Source organism: Pseudomonas sp. P42, assembly GCF_017973755.1.
GTDB classification, from domain to species: Bacteria; Pseudomonadota; Gammaproteobacteria; order Pseudomonadales; family Pseudomonadaceae; genus Aquipseudomonas; species Aquipseudomonas iridis.
Genome location: NZ_JACOPU010000008.1, coordinates 24,625 through 43,694 on the forward strand (window position 1 = coordinate 24,625; position 19,070 = coordinate 43,694).

19 protein-coding genes are annotated in these 19,070 nt (G+C 60.1%); 6 read left to right on the top strand and 13 right to left on the bottom strand.

The genetic code is table 11. The features are described from left to right. Nucleotide 1: 1 nt before the first annotated feature. From H8B20_RS24255 to H8B20_RS24280, 6 genes are all read right to left on the bottom strand, one after another. Nucleotides 2-697 carry a DUF1190 domain-containing protein gene (locus tag H8B20_RS24255; protein WP_210624831.1) on the bottom strand — a complete coding sequence of 232 codons (696 nt, stop codon included), beginning with the start codon at nucleotides 695-697 and terminating at the stop codon, nucleotides 2-4. Nucleotides 698-714: 17 nt separating this feature from the next. After that, nucleotides 715-1,140, bottom strand: coding sequence for a DUF350 domain-containing protein (locus H8B20_RS24260; protein WP_042561324.1), 426 nt, complete (start codon nucleotides 1,138-1,140; stop codon nucleotides 715-717). Nucleotides 1,141-1,155: 15 nt separating this feature from the next. Further along, a complete protein-coding gene (locus H8B20_RS24265) occupies nucleotides 1,156-1,806 on the bottom strand; it encodes a DUF2491 family protein (RefSeq protein ID WP_042561323.1) in 651 nt (216 codons plus the stop codon). Nucleotides 1,807-2,016: 210 nt separating this feature from the next. Continuing rightward, entirely contained in the window at nucleotides 2,017-2,715 is a 699-nt protein-coding gene (locus H8B20_RS24270) for a PspA/IM30 family protein (RefSeq protein ID WP_042561322.1), read from the bottom strand. A gap of 17 nt (nucleotides 2,716-2,732) precedes the next feature. After that, on the bottom strand, nucleotides 2,733-3,314 hold the full coding sequence (locus H8B20_RS24275) for a YjfI family protein (RefSeq protein ID WP_224787147.1): 582 nt from the start codon (nucleotides 3,312-3,314) through the stop codon (nucleotides 2,733-2,735). A 242-nt stretch (nucleotides 3,315-3,556) separates the two neighbouring features. Continuing rightward, nucleotides 3,557-4,111: a cysteine hydrolase family protein gene (locus H8B20_RS24280; protein WP_042561320.1), complete on the bottom strand. Its 555-nt coding sequence runs from the start codon at nucleotides 4,109-4,111 to the stop codon at nucleotides 3,557-3,559. A gap of 101 nt (nucleotides 4,112-4,212) precedes the next feature. On the opposite strand from H8B20_RS24280, the gene H8B20_RS24285 reads away from it, so the two are divergent. From H8B20_RS24285 to H8B20_RS24295, 3 genes are all read left to right on the top strand, one after another. Then, nucleotides 4,213-5,193, top strand: a complete 981-nt coding sequence (locus tag H8B20_RS24285; RefSeq protein WP_042561319.1) for a GlxA family transcriptional regulator — start codon at nucleotides 4,213-4,215, stop codon at nucleotides 5,191-5,193. Between the two features lie 300 nt (nucleotides 5,194-5,493). Further along, the gene (locus H8B20_RS24290; RefSeq protein WP_047303695.1) at nucleotides 5,494-6,603 is read left to right on the top strand and encodes a DUF3182 family protein; all 1,110 of its coding nucleotides are present in this window, start codon (nucleotides 5,494-5,496) and stop codon (nucleotides 6,601-6,603) included. Next, nucleotides 6,593-7,351 (top strand): alpha/beta hydrolase family protein, encoded by a 759-nt coding sequence (locus H8B20_RS24295; RefSeq protein ID WP_042561317.1) that lies wholly within the window; start codon nucleotides 6,593-6,595, stop codon nucleotides 7,349-7,351. The genes H8B20_RS24290 and H8B20_RS24295 overlap by 11 nt, the downstream gene beginning before the upstream one ends. Before the next feature lie 110 nt (nucleotides 7,352-7,461). On the opposite strand, the gene H8B20_RS24300 is transcribed toward H8B20_RS24295, so the two are convergent. From H8B20_RS24300 to H8B20_RS24315, 4 genes are read right to left on the bottom strand one after another with little or no spacing between them, the layout of a single operon-like run. Continuing rightward, on the bottom strand, nucleotides 7,462-8,448 hold the full coding sequence (locus tag H8B20_RS24300; RefSeq protein WP_210624832.1) for a lysylphosphatidylglycerol synthase domain-containing protein: 987 nt from the start codon (nucleotides 8,446-8,448) through the stop codon (nucleotides 7,462-7,464). After that, a complete protein-coding gene (gene clsB / locus H8B20_RS24305; protein ID WP_210624833.1) occupies nucleotides 8,445-9,719 on the bottom strand; it encodes a cardiolipin synthase ClsB in 1,275 nt (424 codons plus the stop codon). Before clsB ends, H8B20_RS24300 begins: the two co-directional genes overlap by 4 nt. Further along, nucleotides 9,716-10,513 carry an endonuclease/exonuclease/phosphatase family protein gene (locus tag H8B20_RS24310; protein WP_210624834.1) on the bottom strand — a complete coding sequence of 266 codons (798 nt, stop codon included), beginning with the start codon at nucleotides 10,511-10,513 and terminating at the stop codon, nucleotides 9,716-9,718. The genes clsB and H8B20_RS24310 overlap by 4 nt, the downstream gene beginning before the upstream one ends. Continuing rightward, nucleotides 10,510-11,436 (bottom strand): DUF72 domain-containing protein, encoded by a 927-nt coding sequence (locus tag H8B20_RS24315; RefSeq protein ID WP_210624835.1) that lies wholly within the window; start codon nucleotides 11,434-11,436, stop codon nucleotides 10,510-10,512. The genes H8B20_RS24310 and H8B20_RS24315 overlap by 4 nt, the downstream gene beginning before the upstream one ends. A gap of 369 nt (nucleotides 11,437-11,805) precedes the next feature. Here H8B20_RS24315 and H8B20_RS24320 point away from each other — a divergent pair, with 369 nt between their 5' ends. The 3 genes from H8B20_RS24320 (at nucleotide 11,806) to H8B20_RS24330 (ending at nucleotide 15,988) form a co-directional block, all read left to right on the top strand. Further along, nucleotides 11,806-13,917, top strand: coding sequence for a mechanosensitive ion channel family protein (locus H8B20_RS24320; protein ID WP_200613311.1), 2,112 nt, complete (start codon nucleotides 11,806-11,808; stop codon nucleotides 13,915-13,917). A 261-nt stretch (nucleotides 13,918-14,178) separates the two neighbouring features. Next, on the top strand, nucleotides 14,179-15,063 hold the full coding sequence (locus H8B20_RS24325) for a sugar nucleotide-binding protein (protein WP_042561311.1): 885 nt from the start codon (nucleotides 14,179-14,181) through the stop codon (nucleotides 15,061-15,063). Continuing rightward, nucleotides 15,056-15,988, top strand: coding sequence for an NAD-dependent epimerase/dehydratase family protein (locus H8B20_RS24330; RefSeq protein WP_210624836.1), 933 nt, complete (start codon nucleotides 15,056-15,058; stop codon nucleotides 15,986-15,988). The genes H8B20_RS24325 and H8B20_RS24330 overlap by 8 nt, the downstream gene beginning before the upstream one ends. Nucleotides 15,989-16,351: 363 nt before the next feature. On the opposite strand, the gene H8B20_RS24335 is transcribed toward H8B20_RS24330, so the two are convergent. The 3 genes from H8B20_RS24335 to H8B20_RS24345 all read right to left on the bottom strand — a co-directional run bounded on the left by H8B20_RS24335 (nucleotide 16,352) and on the right by H8B20_RS24345 (nucleotide 19,069). Next, complete coding sequence (locus H8B20_RS24335) at nucleotides 16,352-17,050, bottom strand: OmpW/AlkL family protein (protein WP_042561309.1); 699 nt, start codon at nucleotides 17,048-17,050, stop codon at nucleotides 16,352-16,354. Nucleotides 17,051-17,273: 223 nt separating this feature from the next. Next, the gene (locus tag H8B20_RS24340) at nucleotides 17,274-17,792 is read right to left on the bottom strand and encodes a DUF3299 domain-containing protein (protein WP_042562226.1); all 519 of its coding nucleotides are present in this window, start codon (nucleotides 17,790-17,792) and stop codon (nucleotides 17,274-17,276) included. 11 nt (nucleotides 17,793-17,803) lie between these two features. Further along, nucleotides 17,804-19,069: an ABC transporter permease gene (locus H8B20_RS24345; RefSeq protein ID WP_115146462.1), complete on the bottom strand. Its 1,266-nt coding sequence runs from the start codon at nucleotides 19,067-19,069 to the stop codon at nucleotides 17,804-17,806. Nucleotide 19,070 lies beyond the last annotated feature (1 nt).

Genomic DNA, 19,070 nt, shown 5'->3' on the forward strand with positions numbered 1-19,070 from the left:
GTCAGCTGCTCGAACGACCGGAACTGCTACCCCAGCCACCCCACCCGCTGCGCGCGCTGGACTGGCTGCCGAAACCGCCACGGGAAGTCGAAGAGGCGACGTTCACCGGTTTGCTTCTGGTGCTCTCGTAGTCCGGTTGGCTGCGCGGTGCCGATTCGATTTTGCGGTACTGCGTCGAAGTGTTGTAGGTCTGGCGTGTATCGCGGTCGCGGTAAACCGTGCGGTTGGAGTTGTTGCTCATCGCATTGCCGATCAGCCATCCGGTCAACATGCCATTGCCGCCGCCCCCACCACCGGAGTAGTGCGAAGTGCTCTGGGTCGCGTTGCTGGATGTTGTGTCACCCGCCGGCATCTGCGCGTCGGCGATGGCATCGAGATTTTGCGGGGCTTCACCGGGCTGCGGCACTTTGAAGCCACCGAGTTTCGGCACGAAGCGGCCATCGGAATTTTTCTGACACCAGTCGGCGGCAAAATCCGCATCGCATTTGGCTTTGTCGTCGTACGCCGGAGCGATGCGTCGGTGCTCGGTCAGGGCCGCAACGTAAGCATTCGAGCAAACATCAGCGGCGACTTCGGCATCGACGCACTGTTCCACGCTCTGGAAGTTGCGGGGCTGATCGACTGCCGCCGCTTCGCCAGAGATGGCCATGGCCACCGACGCTGCGAGGGACAACTGAACGTATTTACTTCGTTTCATCTAAGGCTTCCTGCCGATCAGTTGGACGGCGTCATGCACGCAGCGTTGAGCATGCCGACGCTAATCGCTACGGCGGCGACGTAGATGCCAGCGGCCATTTCACCGTTGGCGATGCGCTGCGAAGTACCTTTGAGCACCAGGGTCGTGCCAAGGAACGCCAGCAGTTGCACCACTGCGGCGATCACCGCCCAAACCACGAAGTCGACAACGTTGACCGAAAAGGCAATCACGTTGCTGGCGGGAATGGCGAAACCGATGATTGCACCGGCCAGCGCGACGGCAGCGGCCGCGTTGCCTGAACGAATCAGCTCGAACTCTTTGTGCGGAGTGACGCGGGTGTAGACGAATTGAAACAGCATGAACAGCAGCACGGCGCCGATCAGGTAGACGATGAAACCGGTCAACGCGGTCTTGTTAAGGGATACGGCCAGCACTTCCAGCATGGAAAACTTCCTTATTTAAATGGTGCTCAGGTCAGTCGTGTACAACGAGATGCCCAGCGAGGTGCTCAGACTGACGGTGCCTTCTTCATCCTGTTCGACGGAGAACAGCAACAGTTCGCGGCGATCGGTCAGGCCGGTCTCGCGTGCGTAGAGCATCGAGTGATGGTTGATGGTGTAGCTTTCGTCCACATTGACCACGTGTTCGGTCATCGGTACCAGTTCGGTCTGGCCTTGTTCGGTGCCCCACTCGCGGGTGTATTCGACACCTTCGTGGGTGTAGGTCGGCAGGCCGATCAGGCTGTTGGGGCCGGCCAGGCGCTGCAGCTCGGCATCGCTGTTGACGGTCACGTACGTGAGGTAGTTGAACAGCGTGACCGATTCGATCTGGTCATCGCCGGTGACGTGGATCTGCACCCAGAAATCCTCGTCATTCATGTAATAGCGGTGCAGTTTGTTGGACTGGCCGAGATCGACCCAGCCTGCGCTCCAGACTGCCTGATCGAAGGGCACACGCACCGAAGTCGAACCGTCGAGCAGCAACGAAAGGGTCGAATCGAACCTGACACCCTTGCCTTGCGCCATGCCGAGTGGGCCGCCGGCAACGGTTGGCGTTGGCGCAGCGGTCTGCCAGTTGCTGGTGCCCAGCAAATCTTTAAACCATCCCATGGGTACGTTCCTTGAAGCGGGTGGAGGTGTTCGTTGGCAAAAAAACGTCGCTAGTGTACCGGGCTGCGTGGTGAACGAGCAGAAGGATTTGAAGCCGGTAAACCATGTGGGAGCGAGCCTGCTCGCGAATGGTGCGTGTCAGTCAACATGGATGTCGACGGGTGCACCGCTTTCGCGAGCAGGCTCGCTCCCACAGGTTTGGCGCAGTTTTTACTGCGCGGATTTCTGCTTCAGGCGCTCGAGGATCGCATTGGCGCTGCCCTCGTTCGGCGTGATACCGGCGTCGCGCAGTTTGCGGTCCAGATCGTTGCCGGTCGCGGCATCAGCCAGTTCGTCCGCAGCGCTCAGTTCGGCAGCACGCTGCTGCTGTTTGGCTTGCAGGCGGTTCAAGGTGCCGACTGCGGTTTCCAGTTTGCCGTTGGCACCGCCGCTGGCGATGGACGCGCTGACCTGGGCTTTCTGCACGCTGTCACGGGCCTTGGCCATGTCCACTTGCTGGCGCAGGCTTTTGATCCGCGATTCGGCCTTGTTGATGTCTTTGCGCATGTTGGCGGCGTAGGTGCCGAACTCGTCGCTTTGTTTCTTCTCGACATCCAGGTCGTTGGTCAGGGTCGAAATCGCTTCGGCCACTTCCAGTGCCAGGTCTTCACGGCCGGCGTTCAGGGCCGAGACAGCCTTGGCTTCCAGATCCTTGATCTTGGCGTCGTACTCGCTCACGCGGTCAGCAGCCAGTTTGTGTTTGGCCATGATGGTGACCAGTTCACGGCGGGCGTTCGACAGCGCGGTATCGGCGTCGCGGATTTCCTGATCGAGGATGCGCAAGGCCTGTTGGTCGACGATGCTTTCGCCGACTTCACTGGCGCCGCCGCGCAGTGCGGTGAACAACTTGCTCCAGATGGACTGAGTCATTGGATATTCCCTGTTGATTACTTGAAGAAGTGTTCGAAGGCTTCGCTCGCGCGCTGGACGTTGTCGACCAGGGTTTTCACCTCGGTGACCACGTTGGTCAGGCTCGAATCGGCGCTCAGTGCGCCAAACATGTTGTAAACGGTCTGGCCGTTAGGCATCGACTCGATACCGATCGACGACAGCGGGAACATTTCCCGGCTGCGCAATACGGCGTCGTTGAAGGCATGGACGTCAGTGATCGAATCGATGTCCACCAGCACGGTGTCGACGATGATCTGCTGACCGGCCAGGGCGATGTGAATCGGCAGGCCGCCGAAATCGTTCATTTCCAGCTTGATGCTGGGCTCGGAGCTCTGGATCAGAGACAGCGTGATCTCTTGCGAAGCCACCTCGTCCAGTGCCTTGAGGGCGTTGAAGAGGCTATCGATGTTCCAGTTGTTGCCTGCGCTCATGTAATTCTCCGACATGAATGAGCCAGCCAGAATCGGTTGGCGTAGCTGTTGCTCCATCTGCTTGAGCAAGCTTCGGTTTTCGGGAAGCACCCAAGTTTCGTGTTTCACATAACCGGCGGCAGCCAGGCCCGCGCGCATCTGTTTCATGTAGAAACTCGACGGTTTTTTTGCGGACGGTTTCGAGCGCTCTCCCTTTGGGCTTTCTGATGCAATAGTGGAGGAGCGGCTTTTCATGGCAGTGACCCGGTTATGAATGTCTCACGCGTGAGCCACACTACAACCAATTCAAAATGCCATCAATGACTCACGCGTGAGATTTTCATGACAAGCGAAAAAAGGCCCGCAGCGAGGCGGGCCTTGGTGATTAGAAAGTATCGAGCGGCAGGGTTTTAACGATTGGCGGCGAGGAATTCGTCGGTCGACACCACACTGGCGTACGCAAAACCCAGCGCCGACATGAACGCGGCGTGGACGTGCGCCGCCGGTACGGTAAGACCGTTGAACTCCAGATCACGGCTGGCGCAGGCGTCGTGGATCACCGTGACGCTGTAACCCATATCAGCCGCAGCACGGGTGATGCCGTCGACGCACATGTGACTCATGCTGCCGACCACCACCAATTCCTTGATGCCTTTTTCTTCCAGAATCGATTGCAGTTCGGTTTCGCGGAACGAGTTGACGAAATGCTTGAGCACCACGGGTTCGTCGGCGCGGTTGAGTACTTTCGGATGCAGCTTCGCGCCGTCGGAACCTGGCGTGAAAAACGGGGCCTCGGGTGAGGTGAATTCGTGGCGGATATGGATCACCGAGTCCCCCGCATCACGGAATGCGGCGATCAGTTGGACGGCGTTGTCGGCAGCGGCGTCGGCACCGACCAGCGGCCACTTGCCTTGGGGGAAGTAGTCGTTCTGGATATCGACTACGATGAGCGCTTGCTTGGCCATGGGTGTGTCCTTGAGGTATTGGCTGAAAGTGGCTTCAGTATCGGCGCTGGCCGGTGATTCGAGTATTGGCCCCACCGACAATAGACAGGGGAAAACTGACAATGGGCGCAGAAAGGGCCGCCGTGGCTGAATTGGGCGTGCTGATTTATCCCGGCGCGCAGATGGCGGCGGTGCATGGGTTGACTGATCTGTTCGCGGTGGCCAACCGGATCGCTGGCGAACATCAGGCTGCGCAATTACCGCTGTTGCGCGTCAGTCACTGGCAGGTCGAAGGTGATCAGCCACCGGCGCGGGTTTACGACAGTCTTCCCGGCACCGAAAGCCATTTGCTGGCGGTGCTGATACCGCCTTCGATCGGCGGATTTTCTGCGTCACAAATGCCCGCCGCTCTGGCACCGTGGCTGCGCGAGCAACACGCCCGTGGTGCGACGCTCGGCGGGGTTTGCGTAGGCTCACTGATGCTCGCCGAAAGCGGTCTGCTCGATGGCCGCAGCGCTACTACCCACTGGACCTCGACCAAGGCATTCGCCGAGCGTTATCCGAAGATCAGGCTCAAGGCCGATACACCGATTGTCGATGACGGCGACCTGATCACCACGGCCGGTTTGATGGCGTGGTCGGAGCTGGGATTGCGGCTTGTCGATCGTCTGCTCGGACCTGGTATCGCCACCGCCACGGCGCGGTTTCTGGTGGTGGAACACAGCGACAGCGCCAGCGAGTGCGGAAGTAATTTCGCGCCGATCCTCAGTCATGGCGATGCAGCGATTCTCAAGGTGCAGCACTGGTTGCAAGGCACCGGCGCGACGGATGTTTCGCTGGCCGCGATGGCCGAGCGGGCAGGGCTGGAGGAGCGCACGTTTCTACGTCGGTTTCGTGCGGCGACCGGGTTGAAGCCGACCGAGTATTGTCAGCACCTGCGGGTGGGCAAGGCGCGGGAGTTGCTCGAGTTCACCAATGACACGATCGACCATATTGCGTGGACGGTGGGCTATCAGGATCCGGGGGCATTTCGCGCGATTTTCAAGAAGATCACTGGGTTGGCGCCGAGTGAATATCGGGGGCGTTTTGGTTTGGCCGGTTGATCAGAGACTGTCTTAATCCCTGTGGGGGCGGGCTTGCTGGCGATTCGGTCTTACAGTTGGCCAAGTCGGTGGCTGACCCACCACTATCGCTGGCAAGCCAGCTCCCACAGGGTTATCTGTGAAGCGTTGGATCGTGCAATTTGCCGGGGATTAGTGAGTCGTCGTGCAGATTGAAACAGGCGCGATGCCATTACGGTTTCGCCAAGCGGTTGATTCACCAGCGCTTTCCACAGGGTTACCGTTGGCCTGATCTCTGCACCTTTCCTGTCTACATTCATTAGCCTGCCTGAAGGGGGACGCATGACCCCGACACCCCGCAAGAAAATCGTGGTTGCCCACTCCGTTCGCGCCGAAGCGCCGCAGCACGAGGTGGAAACCAACAAGGCCCTGGCGCGCTGGCTGGCGCAGATTCTCGGTTTAAAATTCGGCGGCGCTTATGACCCCGCGAAACATCGCGGCAGTGACCTCTATCTGTTGCCGACGCAAACCCTTGTTGGCGCCGCCAGCGCCCAGGCACTTGGGGTAAAAGGTCCCGATGACTTGTGGGGCGGCTATGTCGAATACGACTTCATCTGCACCAAAGCCATCAGCCATGGCCTGCGCAGTCATCTGGCCCGCGCGCCGCAAGGCTGGTCGCCGCTGTTCTCTGAACGCGTGCGCAGCGTGGTGCTTGATGGCCTCAGCGTGTTCGCCTTCGACGATGCGCGGCCTGCCGCCGAGCATTTGTTGTACAGCGGGCCGATCCGTCTGAAGCCGATTCACGCTTGCGCCGGTCGCGGTCAGGAAGTCATCAAAAGCCTCGACGCCTTCGACGAAATTCTCGCCCGACCTGAAGCACACGAGCTGTTCAGCGAAGGCGTAGTGCTGGAGCAAGACCTGAGCGAGGTCATCACCCACAGTGTCGGCCAGTCATTCATTGGCGACAGCGTGCTGAGTTACTGCGGTGATCAATACTTGACCAAAGATGCTCATGGCGAAGACGTCTACGGCGGCTCGAATCTGCTGGTGGTGCAGGGCGGCTATGAGGATTTGCTGGCGCTGGAATTGCCCGATGACGTGCGTTTGGCCATCGAGCAGGCGCAAGTGTTCGACAGCGCCGCCGATGAGGCCTACCCGCGTTTCTACGCGTCGCGCCGCAACTACGACATCGCCCAAGGGTTGGACAGCAGCGGCAAAACCCGCAGCGGCGTACTGGAACAATCCTGGCGCATGGGCGGCGCCAGCAGCGCAGAAGTGGCGGCACTGCAAAGTTTCGTCAACGACCCCGCAATGCGCGCAATCCGCGTATCTTCAGTGGAAACCTATATTGATCAGCCGCTGCCGGCGGACGCCATCGAGGTGTATCGCGGCCCGGCTGAGAACAGCGAATTTCTCCTCAAATACGTAATGGTCAAATCTTATGACGGCTAGAAGCGAAAGCATTCAAATCGACATTGATGATGAACAAATGAGCGGGACGTTTCTCAGTCCTAAATCGAAGGTGCCGGGGGTGTTGTTTGTCCACGGTTGGGGCGGCAGCCAAGAGCGTGACCTGGAGCGGGCGAAAGGGATCGCCGGCCTCGGCTGCGTGTGTCTGACCTTTGACTTGCGCGGCCACACTGGCGGTAGCGGAATTTCGCTGAGTCGGGTTACCCGCGAAGATAATCTGCGCGATCTGCTGGCGGCGTACGACCGCTTGCTCTCCCACCCGGCGCTCGACACATCGGCCATCGCCGTGGTGGGCACCAGTTACGGCGGCTACCTCGCGTCGATCCTTACCTCGTTGCGCCCGGTGCGCTGGCTGGCGCTGCGGGTGCCGGCGCTGTACCGCGATGAGCAATGGCACACGCCGAAACGCGATTTGGACAAGGCTGACCTGCGCGATTATCGCGGCGCACTGGTTCGCGCCGACAACAACCGTGCACTGCATGCGTGTTCGCAATTCACTGGAGATGTGTTGTTGGTGGAATCGGAAACCGACGATTTCGTGCCGCACGCGACGATCATGAGTTACCGCGCCGCGTGTCAGCAGACGCATTCGCTGACGCACCGGATCATTGATGGCGCGGATCATGCGCTGAGCGAACCGGTTTCTCAGCAGGCATACACGTCGATTCTGGTGGACTGGATTACCGAGATGGTCGTTGGCGAGCGGTTGAGCATTATTCAGTCTTCATAGACTGTGGCGTTCTTTCCGGCGCCATCGCTGGCAAGCCAGCTTCCACAGGGGCGCATTTCAAATGTGGGAGCAAGCCTGCTCGCGAAGAGGCCGGCAGCTGCAAAACAGAGTCAGGACGGTGTTTTCTCGATCCGCAGCGACTTGGCCTTCGCCTCCACAACCAGGTACATCACCAGCGTAATCAGCAGCGGCAACAGGAAGTAAATCGCTCGATACGCCAGCAGCCCCGCCACCAGGCTGCCTCGCGAGGCCTCGTGTTGCAGGAGCGCCACGAACACGGCTTCCAGCACCCCGAGCCCCGCCGGAATGTGCGTGATGACCCCGGCAATCGCGCTAATCAATAGCACGCCAAGCACTAACGGATAATCCAGTTTGCTCGGCAGCAGTGTGAAGATCACTGCGGCCATCAGCGACCAGTTCAGCGCGCCGAGCAGCAGTTGCAGCACTGCCATGCGCAGCGATGGCAGGTTGATCTCCACCCCGCGAATCGACCACTCGCGGCGCTTGGAGAACTGGCACGCCGCGAGATACCCGGCACTGATCAACAGCAACAACACGCCGATCCCCTGCAACGCCGAGCTGCTGATTTTCCAGCCCGGCGGCATGCTCACCAGTCCGCTGCTGAACACCACGCCGGCAATGGTCATGTAGCCGAACCAATTGGTCGCCAGGCTCAGGCCGAGAATCTTGGCGATGTTGCCTTTGCTCACGCCGAGCCGTGAATACAGGCGATAACGCATGGCGATCCCGCCAACCCAGGCGCTGAGGTTGAGGTTGAACGCGTAGCTGATGATGCCCACCGGCAGAATCTGTTTCCAGGTCAGGTCCTGGCGAATGTAAGTGCGACCGATCAGGTCGAAGCTGGCGTAGGTCAGAAAACTCACGAGGGTGATGCCGGCCGCGATGATCAGCGTGCGCACCTTAAAGTCGGCAAGGGTTTGCAGCACCTCGGCCCATTCGATGCGTGTGGCGAACATCGTCAATAGCACGATCAGCGCGAGAAAGAACACCACCGTCAGCGGACGTTTCCATTTGCTCCAGCGCGAGTGGGTTGCTGGCGCCGAATGGCTGGCGGATGGCGCGTCGGAATGGCTCATGAGCGATCACCTCGAAATGGCTTGAGCCGGGGTTTGTGCGCGGGCAACCAACCGGCCATGGCCGGAAAGTGCCGCAGGAAGTGGAATACCAGAAAGCCCACGGTCATGTGCCAGATGCGTCCGCGCGGCGACTTGGCGGCATCCATGGCTTTGCAGTGGTTTTGGCTGAGGTCTTCGAGACGCTCGAACAGCATCTGATTGAACGCGCGGTCGCGGATCAACACGTTGGCTTCCAGATTCAGCGACAGGCTCAGCGGGTCGAGATTGCTCGAGCCGACGGTGCTCCATTCTTCGTCTACCAGCGCGACTTTGCCGTGCAGCGGGCGCTGGCAATATTCGTGAATTTGCACGCCGGCCCTGAGCAGATAGTCATAGGTCATCCGGGCCGCGAGTTTGGCCACCAGCATGTCTGGCTGGCCTTGAAGAATCAGCCTGACATCAACCCCGCGCCGCGCAGCATTACGTATCTCGCGCAGCAAGCGATAGCCGGGGAAAAAGTAGGCGTTGGCGATTACCACGCGATGTTTGGCGCGGCGCAGCACCTGCATGTACACATCTTCGATATCGGTGCTGTGTTGGTCGTTATCGCGAAACACCAGGCGCACCTGGCCGTCGTGATCGGTGAAAGCCATCTCTGCACGGCGCTGGCGTCGACGTTGCCACCAAAACCTGGCCCGGCCCGGGCGACCGCTTTGCAGCAGGGCAAAGTGATGGATGTCGGCTACCGCCGGACCCTGCACCTGCACTGAGTAATCCTGCTTGGCTTCAGGGCCGAAATCGGCGAGGTGATCCCCGGAAAAATTGATCCCGCCGATGAACGCAACCAGGCCGTCGACTACAACGATTTTGCGGTGCAAGCGGCGGAACCAGTTGGTGCGAACTCCGAGGTGTTTGGGGGCCGGGTCGAAGATTTGCAGATGCACGCCGGCATCGCTGAGGGCCGAGAGATAACCGGTGGTTAACTCGCCGCAACCGAAGCCATCGAGGCTGACGGTGGTGCGCACACCGCGCTTGGCGGCGTCGATCAGAATCTCCTGCAATTCGGCGCCGACCTTGTCTTCAAAGACGATGAAGGTCTCCAGCAGGATTTCACTCTTCGCCGCCCGCATCGCGGCAAACACGCGGGGGAAATATTCCTCGCCGTTTTCCAGCAGTTCCACGCGGTTGCCGCCCTGCCAGTGGTACTCGACATCGACTTGACCCGGCTGGCGCACAGGCGGGTTGATGCTTATCGGTTCCACAGCGGATTTTTCCATCGATGCGCTGCTCATAGTTCGATCTCCACCGATAACGGGGCGTGGTCGGAAAGGTGTGACCAAGGCCGGTTCGCCAGCACTTTTGGCTGGCTGGCCTTGAGGTTGCGTACATAGATGCGGTCGAGGCGCAGCGTCGGCAAACGTGCCGGAAAACTGCGTGCCGGTTTGCCGTGATGCTCGGCGAACACTTCACGCAGACCGCAGGGTTTGAGCAGCGCATCAGCTCGCTGGCGCCAGTCGTTGAAGTCGCCAGCGACAATCACCGAAGCATCGTCCGGCAGTTCTGCAAGGCGTTGCATCAGCAAGCCCAGTTGCTCGTTGCGATGGCTCTCGCGCAAGCCCAGATGCACGCAGATCGCATGCAGCTCTTTGCCGTCGCCGGGCAGGCGCAGCACGCAATGCAGCAGGCCACGGTTTTCGTGACCGCTGATGGATACGTCGAGATTGTCGTGGCGGATGATCTGGAATTTCGACAGCAGCGCATTGCCGTGATCGCCCTCCGGATACACCGCGTTGCGCCCGTAGGCGAACTGCGGCCAGAGGCTGTCGGCGAGGAATTCGTATTGCGGCATCGCCGGCCAGTTGTCGTAGCGCTGATGATGGTGCTCGTGGGTGCCGTGCACCTCCTGCAGAAACACCACGTCGGCGGCGACGCTGCGCACCGCTTCGCGCAGTTCCGGCAGGATGAAACGCCGGTTGAGCGCGGTGAAGCCCTTGTGGGTGTTGACCGTCAGCACGGTGAAGCTGCGCACGGATGACTCGACCTCGGCCCCTTCGTCGGTGAAACCGACCGGCTCTGAAACACTCATGCCAGCACTCCTTCGCCAGCAGGCTCACCGGGCGTGGTGGCCAAGTCGTGGTCGAGGTCGAAACGCTGCAGCAAGTTGCGCGCATCGTAGGGCGCGCGGACTTTGATGTCGTTGTCGAAATAGCAGAACACTTCGCGTGATTTGCGCACTCGAGGTTTCAGGCGCGGGGCAATCAGATGGGCATCTGCCGGTTGTTTTCCGTGATGCCAGGCTTCGATCCGATCCGCCCAGCGTTTGAGCGCCGGTGCGCTGTAACCGCTGGCGTAGAGTTCTTCGGCACCGTGCAGGCGCAGGTAGACGAAGTCACTGGTCACGTCTTCGCGATACGGCCATTTACCGCCGGTGTCGGCAATCACCAGTGCGATGTTGTGGCGTTTCAACAGGCGCACGAAGTCGACATCGATGAAGCTGTCATGACGAATTTCGACAGCATGGCGCAACGGTTTTTTGCGCCAGGCTTTCATGCTGGCGTGGCCATGCAGGTGCGAGTCGTGCTGACGGGCGAGGACGGCGGCGGCTTCGGTGTCGTGGGGTAATAGGGCGAGAAAATGCTCGAAACGTTCGGCGTCGAATCTGAAGTTCGGTGGGAACTGCCAAAGGATCGGCCCCAGCTTTTCCTTGAGCTCCAGCACACCTGACGCGAGGAAATTTGCCAATGGCTTTTCTATCTCGCGCAAGCGGCGGATGTGTGTGATGAAACGCGGCGCCTTCACACTGAAGACGAAGTCGTCGGGCGTTTCGGCGTACCACTGGGCATAGCGTTCGGGTCGTTGCAGGGCGTAGAACGATCCATTGATCTCTATGCTGTTGACCGCTCGCGAGGCGAACTGCAATTCGCGCTTCTGCGCCAGTCCATCGGGGTAGAAATCCCCGCGCCACGGGGCGTAGCGCCAGCCTGAAATACCGATGTGAATCGTTGCCATGCCGCCCTCCTGTTGAAAGTCCTCGTACAGCCTCTGTCTGTTCATGACTGTTGGCTGTTCGGGAAAGTTTCGGCGGTGTTACGGACGGTGCATTTGTGTAAATGCCATTAATTACCTGCGGGAGCAAAGATCAAAAGCCTCCCCCTCACCCCAACCCTCTCCCCCAGAGGGGGCGAGGGGGAAAGGGAACTGACCGGGGGATGTTCCAAACCTGAGTTTGACTGAAGACTCGCAAGTCGGCGTACCTCCAGCATCCAGCGCGGTTAGTTCCCTCTCCCTCGGGAGAGGGCCAGGGTGAGGGGGCTCTTGAACTTGCCAGCCAATTGCCGATCAGTTCCTTACAGGTTCAGCCAACGGGAGATCGGAGTTTTGATGAAGTTCAGGATCGCCATTCTGCTGGGAGCATTGTTGTTTCTCGGTGCCAGCGAGCTCGAAGCCGCGACACTGCCGGGGTTGCCGGCCGCCACTGAAGAGCCGGCCAAGCCCGAACCGATTGTGCAGGGCGGGTTGCTCGGTGCCATCAGTACGAGCATCGACGACGTACAAGAAAAACTCGACCTCAACGAAGATCTGGTGGATGCCTGGCGCCTGCGCGCCGACCGTGCCGCGAATGAGGTCGACAAACTGGTCAATCACCCGTCGAACCGCTCTGGCTGGAGCGTCGCCGGGGACTTCCTGACGCTGTCCGGGGTGTGGCTCGGCACATTCGCCCTGTTGACCGTGCTCGGCAGCCTGTTGGCTAAACGTCTGCGCGAAGGTCGCTGGTTTCGCACGCACCCGCGCTGCCAGGATCTGCTCGGCTATCTGTTGCCTTACACGTTGCCGGCGCTGATCTGCCTGCCGTTGACGCTGTACGTCAGCCATTTCCTGCAAGCGTCGGCAGGACGTGCGCTGGCGCTGTGTTTTGCTTATGCAACCAGCAGCGGCATCTTTTCCACGTCAATGCTGTTGTGCGTGGTGGTGATGTTCAATGTCGGGCACAAACGCCCGGCGGCAAAAATCATCCGCGATTACTGTCCGCGACCCCTGTTCCTGATCGGCTTTCTCGCTGCGCTCAGCGATGCGTTGACCAGCCCGCAAATCGCCCGGCAATTGGGCGGCAACATCACCAGCAGTATTGCAGTGTTCACCGGATTGATCGCTTCGATCATCTTCGGTTTATTGGTGATTCGCCTGCGCCGCCCGGTGGCGCATCTGATTCGCAATCGTTCGCTGAGTCAGCGTCTGAAACAGCCGTCATTGCAGGAGTCGCTGCGGATTTTTTCCGGGTTGTGGTATTGGCCGATTGTGCTGATGGTGCTGGTGTCGGCGGTCAATCTGATCGGCATCGGCGAGGACAATCAAAAGGCCCTGCGCTGCGCGTTGCTCACCACGGTGCTGCTGATCGGCACGGTGTTTTTGAGCACCATCCTGCAGCACCTGTTCAAGTCGCGAAAGGCTGAGACGATCAAGCACAGCAGTGCTTACAAAGAACGTTTCCTGAGCCTATTGCATGCGTTGCTGCGGATCGTCATCGCCATTGCCTTCATCGATATCCTCGGGCGGATCTGGGGCGTGTCGCTACTTGATTTCGCCCAGAGCAGCACAGTCGGCCGGGCGATCAGCAATGCCTTGAGCAGCATTGGCCTGATCTTCCTGGTGACGTGGCTGCTGTGGGTGGTGCTCGACACGGCGATTCAAGAAGCGCTGAAACCGCCGGTCAGCAAGCGCGGGGCGCGCCAGCCCAGCACCCGGGTAAAAACCATCCTGCCGCTGTTGCGCAATGCGATCAAAATCATCCTCGTGGTGATTTGCGCAATTACCACCATGGCCAATCTGGGTATCAACGTTGCGCCACTGCTGGCCGGTGCCGGGGTGGTCGGTCTGGCCATCGGTTTCGGCTCGCAGCAGTTGGTGCAGGACGTGATCACCGGGTTGTTCATCATCATCGAAGATACCCTGTCGATCGGCGACTGGGTGGTGCTCGACTCCGGGCATGCCGGCACGGTTGAAGGGCTGACGATCCGCACGTTGCGCCTGCGCGACGGCAAGGGTTTTGTGCACTCGGTGCCGTTCGGGCAAATAAAGGCTGTGACCAATCAATCGCGCCAGTTTGCGTTCGCGTTCTTTTCGGTGCAGTTCACCTATGACACGGATGTTGAAAAGGCCATCGAGTTGATTCGCGAGACCGGCGATTCGATCCGCGAAGACCCTTTCCTCAAATACAACCTGCAAGGGCCACTGGATGTGTTTGGCGTGGACAAGATGGATCTCAACGGTGTGGTGCTCACGGCGCAATTCCGCACGGTGTCCGGCGGGCAATATGCGGTGAGCAGGGCGTTCAATCAGCGTTTGAAGAAGCTTGTGGATAACAGCCCGTCGGTTCACTTCGCGCAGACTTATCCACAGCAGGTTGTATTGCCGCAGCGGCAAGGAGAGTTAGTGCAGGAGACGCCACCGGAGCAGTCGCCGGTAGTTTTGCCACACCCGTCTCGCAGCTGACCTCAGGTTTTCACTAAGGCTGCTGGCCTCATCGCTGGCAAGCCAGCTCCCACAGGATTTGGAGGCACCGCGAAACCTGTGGGGCTGGTTTGCCAGCGATAGGGCCAGTTGCGTTGGGATAAATCCCGGGGATCTACACTTTACGGGTGACGGTTGCGCACTAAACCCGCAAAATGCAACGATTCCGGCAATTATCGACGACGGTGCCGCTGGCATCGTCGCCAAAGCCATCGTTCCAATCAGACTGGGCCTGTTGACTTTATGCGAATGCGCCTTATGTTACTGGGCGGCGGAAATGCCCTTGGGCAGGCGCTGATTCGCCTCGGTGCGGAAGAAGACATCGGCTTCCTCGCCCCCCGCCCGCCAGAAGACGGCTGGGATGCCGCGAGCCTGACGCAACTGCTTGACGACACTCGTCCGGATGCGTTGATCAACCTCGCCTACTATTTCGACTGGTTTCAGGCCGAAACGGTCAGCGAAAGCCGCATGGCCGGGCAGGAACGGGCCATCGAGCGTCTGGCCGAACTGTGCCAGCACCACAATATCGTCCTCGTGCAACCGTCCAGTTATCGGGTGTTCGACGGCTCGCGTGCCACCGCGTACAGCGAAAAAGACGAACCGGTGCCGCTGGGCCTGCGCGGTCAGGCGTTGTGGCGGATCGAGCAAAGCGTTCGCGCCACCTGCCCGCAGCATGTGTTGCTGCGTTTCGGTTGGCTGCTCGATGACAGCGCGCAAGGCACGCTCGGGCGTTTCCTCGCCCGCGCCGAACTGCCGGAGGAATTGCTCATGGCCGATGATCGCCGAGGCAATCCGACTCCGGTCGACGATGCCGCACGGGTGATCATCTCGGTGCTCAAGCAGCTCGATTGCGCGGCGCCGCTGTGGGGCACTTATCACTACGCCGGGCATGAGGCGACCACACCGCTGGCGCTGGGTCAGGCGATTCTGACCGAGGCCCGCAGCCTCCACGCGCTGGCCATCGAAGCGCCGACCGCCCAGGCTCACGCCGCACGGCCGGACGCTGCCGAGGAACCGCAACACGCGGTGCTCGCCTGCAAGAAAATTCTGCACACCTTCGGGATCAAGCCGCGCGCCTGGCGTGCCGCGCTCCCGGGCTTACTGGATAGGTTTTATCGCCATGGCTGAAGGCACTGTTTTAATCACCGGCGGCGCGGGGTTCATTGGCTCGCACCTGACTGACGCGTTGCTCGCCAAGGGTCATTCGGTGCGGATACTGGATGACCTGTCGACCGGCAAACGCAGCAACCTGCCGCTGGACAATCCTCGGGTGGAACTGATTGTTGGCGATGTCGCCGATCCGGCGTTGGTTGCCCAGGCGATGCGGGGCTGCAGCGCGGTCGCGCATTTGGCGGCGGTGGCCTCGGTGCAGGCGTCGGTGGATGATCCGGTGAAGACTCACCAGAGCAATTTCATCGGCACCTTGAATGTCTGCGAGGCCATGCGGCTGGCCGGGGTCAAGCGGGTGTTATACGCCTCCAGCGCAGCGGTGTACGGCAACAACGGCGAGGGCGAGTCGATTGATGAAGACACGCCAAAAGCCCCGTTGACGCCCTACGCGTCGGACAAACTGGCCGGCGAGTACTACTTCGATTTCTACCGCCGCCAGCATGGTCTTGAACCAGCGATTTTCCGCTTCTTCAATATCTTCGGCCCACGCCAGGATCCATCCTCACCGTACTCGGGGGTCATCAGCATCTTCAGCGAACGCGCGCAGAACGGCTTGCCGATCACCGTGTTCGGCGATGGCGAGCAGACGCGCGACTTCCTCTATGTCGAGGATCTGGTCGACATTCTGGTGCAGGCAATCGAAAAGCCTGTTGTCGAAATCGGCGCGGTGAACGTCGGCTGGAATCAGGCGATGAGCCTCAAGCAGATGCTTGAAGCGCTGCAAGCGGTAGTGGGCGAGTTGCCTCCCGTCAGCTACGGCCCGGCGCGCTCGGGCGACATCCGTCATTCGCGGGCGAACAATCGGCGGTTGCTCGAGCGATTCAAACTGCCGCCACAGACGCCGATGAATGTTGGTTTGGCACGGTTGTTGGGGCGCGCCTGAAAAGCCCCTCACCCTAACCCTCTCTCAGAGGGAGAGGGGACTGGCAAGGTGGATGTTCGAGCTACGCCGACGTGAAAGTTCGAGTCGAACCCAGGTCTTGAACAGCATGAAGATCTGCTCTCTTTCCCCTATCCCTGAGGGAGAGGGCTGGGGTGAGGGGGCTGGATCTAGCTAACTCCACAAATCTCCCAGGCATGAAAAAGGCGCCCTTCAACAGGCGCCTTTTTCACGGCCGGGATTTGTCTCAATCCCTGTGGCAAGGGAATTTTATTCCCCGATCGACTGCACATCAGTCGTCTTCAGTTTCAACCTGCTCACCACCAAGCCTCATTCACCACCACGTGAACGTTCTGTACATCCGGCTTAGAACTTATAGCCCAAACCGACCATGTAGATGAACGGATCCACATCCACATTCACCCGTGCCCGAGTGCCCGGTGCAACAGCGTTGTTCTCAACGGTCGCGCGGGTGTCGATATCGATGTAACGCACTTGGGCGTTGAGCATGATGTTGTCGGTGATCATGTAATCCGCGCCGACCTGCCACGCCAGACCCCAGGAGTTTTTCGCCTTGAAGTTGCTGAAGCCGTTGGCGCTGGCTTCACTGCCGACGTGTTCGTCGTAGATCCAGGTGTAGTTGATGCCGCCGCCGACATACGGCTGGAAAGCCGACTTCGAATCGAGCGGGTAGTAGACGACGCTGAGGGTCGGTGGCAGGTGTTTCAGCGTGCCGAGTTTGCCGTTGGCCGCTGGCAGGGCAGTGCCTTTGAGCTTCACGTCATGTTCGAACGGCGTGGCTGCAAGCAACTCGATACCGACGTGGTTGGTGAGCATGTAAGCGAAGTTCAAACCCAGTTGAGTATCGCTGCTCATGGTCGCCTTGCCGCCCAGATTGGCGCCACTCAACGGACCCTGATCGACCTTGACGCTGGAGCTGTCGGCCTTCGGGTTGACGGTGATTGCACCGGCACGGATCAGGATGTCGCCGGCTTCGTGGGCGTGGGCGAGCGGGGCTGCGAGCGCGAGGGCAACCAGCGAAGCGCTGAGCAAGGACTTGTTCATGGGGGCTCCAAAAGGACATTAAAATTTTCTGATGTCCTATTGTATGAAGCCGTCTGATCCGGTCTTTTGACTCAGCTCAATGAAACAGTGAAGGGGCGGGTTTTTGTGGGGTTTTGGAGGGCCTCTTCGCGAGCAGGCTCGCTCCCACCTTGGAATGTAATCTCCTGTGGGAGCGAGCCTGCTCGCGAAAACGATGGGTCAATCAGCACAAAATTACCGGCATTCACTCTGGCAGCTCATACACATAAATCTTGTCTGCCTCCATCTGATACCCGGCATCCGCCAGTTCACTGCTGGACGCCTTGACCTGCATCGGCCCCTCGATCCAGTAAGGCTGATACAGCTCATCGAGCTTCACCCCGAGTTCGCTTTTCACATGCACGATCTGGTTCGACGGTGGTGGCGGCACGTGGATGCAGGCACCGAAATACGGCACCAGCAAAAAGTCCGTGGTGCGCCCCTCTTCATTGACTTCCAGCGGCACGATATAACCCGGCAGGCGAATGTTCTGGCCGTCGAGGCTTTGCACCACCGGGGCGTTCGGCAAGTCCTGTTTGGCTGCTGGCGCCGACTCAGCCGACAGCGCATCGCTCATCTTCGACAGGTCGTGCAGAGGCGTCATGTTCGGCACTTCCGGCGCGGCGTCCGGCGGGATCATTTCCGACCAGGTCAGGTCTTTTGGCGCGGCTGCCCATACGGGCAGGGCGACCAGCAATAACAGCGCGAGCAGTGCGCGGGGCATGGTGAACATCCTCATAAACGGATCGACAGGCCATCGGCCAAAGATTGGCGATAGGCGCGCCAGGCCGGCACGCTGCCCATCAGCAGCGCGGCCGCCAGAATGCCACCGAGCAGGGTCCATTCATACTCGCTCGGCCACGCCAGCGGCAGGAACAAACCGTAATTGGCCTGCACGTAACCCTGCGCAGCAGCAATGCCGATGTACAACAACGCCAGTCCGGCGATCACTCCGGTCAACGCCAGGGCAAAGGCTTCCAGCACCAGCAGACTCGCAATGTGCCACGGTCGCGCACCGACCGAACGCAGGATCGCCATCTCGCGGCGCCGCTCGTTGAGGCTGGTGAGAATCGCCGTAAGCATGCCGATCAACCCGGTCAGCACCACGAACAGCGAGACCACGAACAGCGCTTTTTCGGCGGTGCTCATCAGGCTCCACAGTTCCTGCAAGGCCACGCCCGGCAGGATCGCCAGCATCGGTTCGCCACGGAATTCATTGATCTCGCGTTGCAGGGCGAAGGTGGAAATCTTGCTGTTGAGGCCCAGCATGAATGCGGTGATCGCTTGCGGCGTCAGGTCCATGTTTCGCGCCTGATCCGCGCTGACCCGCCCGTTGCCACGGGCCGGCACGCCGTTGTGCCAGTCGATGTGAATCGCCTCCATGCCGCCAAGGCTGATGTGCAGCGTGCGATCCACCGGCGTACCGGTGCGCTTGAGAACGCCGACCACGGTGAACGGTTTGTCGTCGTGTTTGACCAGGCTGATCGCGGCCACGCCATGGGCCAGCACCAGTTTGTCGCCGAGCTTGTAATGCAGCGCGTCGGCCACTTCGGCGCCGAGCACCACTTCAAATGGATCGGTGGCAAAGGCGCGACCGTCGGCCAGCGCCAGATGCTGCTGGCGGCCGTATTGGTAATGCTCGAAATAGGCTTCGGTGGTGCCCATCACGCGGTAGCCGCGGTGGGAGTCGCCCAGCGACATCGGGATCGCCCACTTCACTTTCGGGTTGTTGGCGAAGTGTTCGAAGCTGTCCCAACGGATGTTGTTGGTGGCGTTGCCGATGCGAAACACCGAGTAAAGCAGCAGGTTCACCGAACCAGAACGGGCGCCGACAATCAGGTCGGTGCCGCTGATGGTGCTGGCGAAACTGGCTTTGGCTTCGGTGCGCACACGCTCGACGGCGAGCAGCAGGCAGACCGACAGGGCGATGGCGAATGCAGTGAGCAACGCGGTGAAGCGGCGGTTGGCCAGGCTGGCCATGGCCAGACGAAACAGATACATC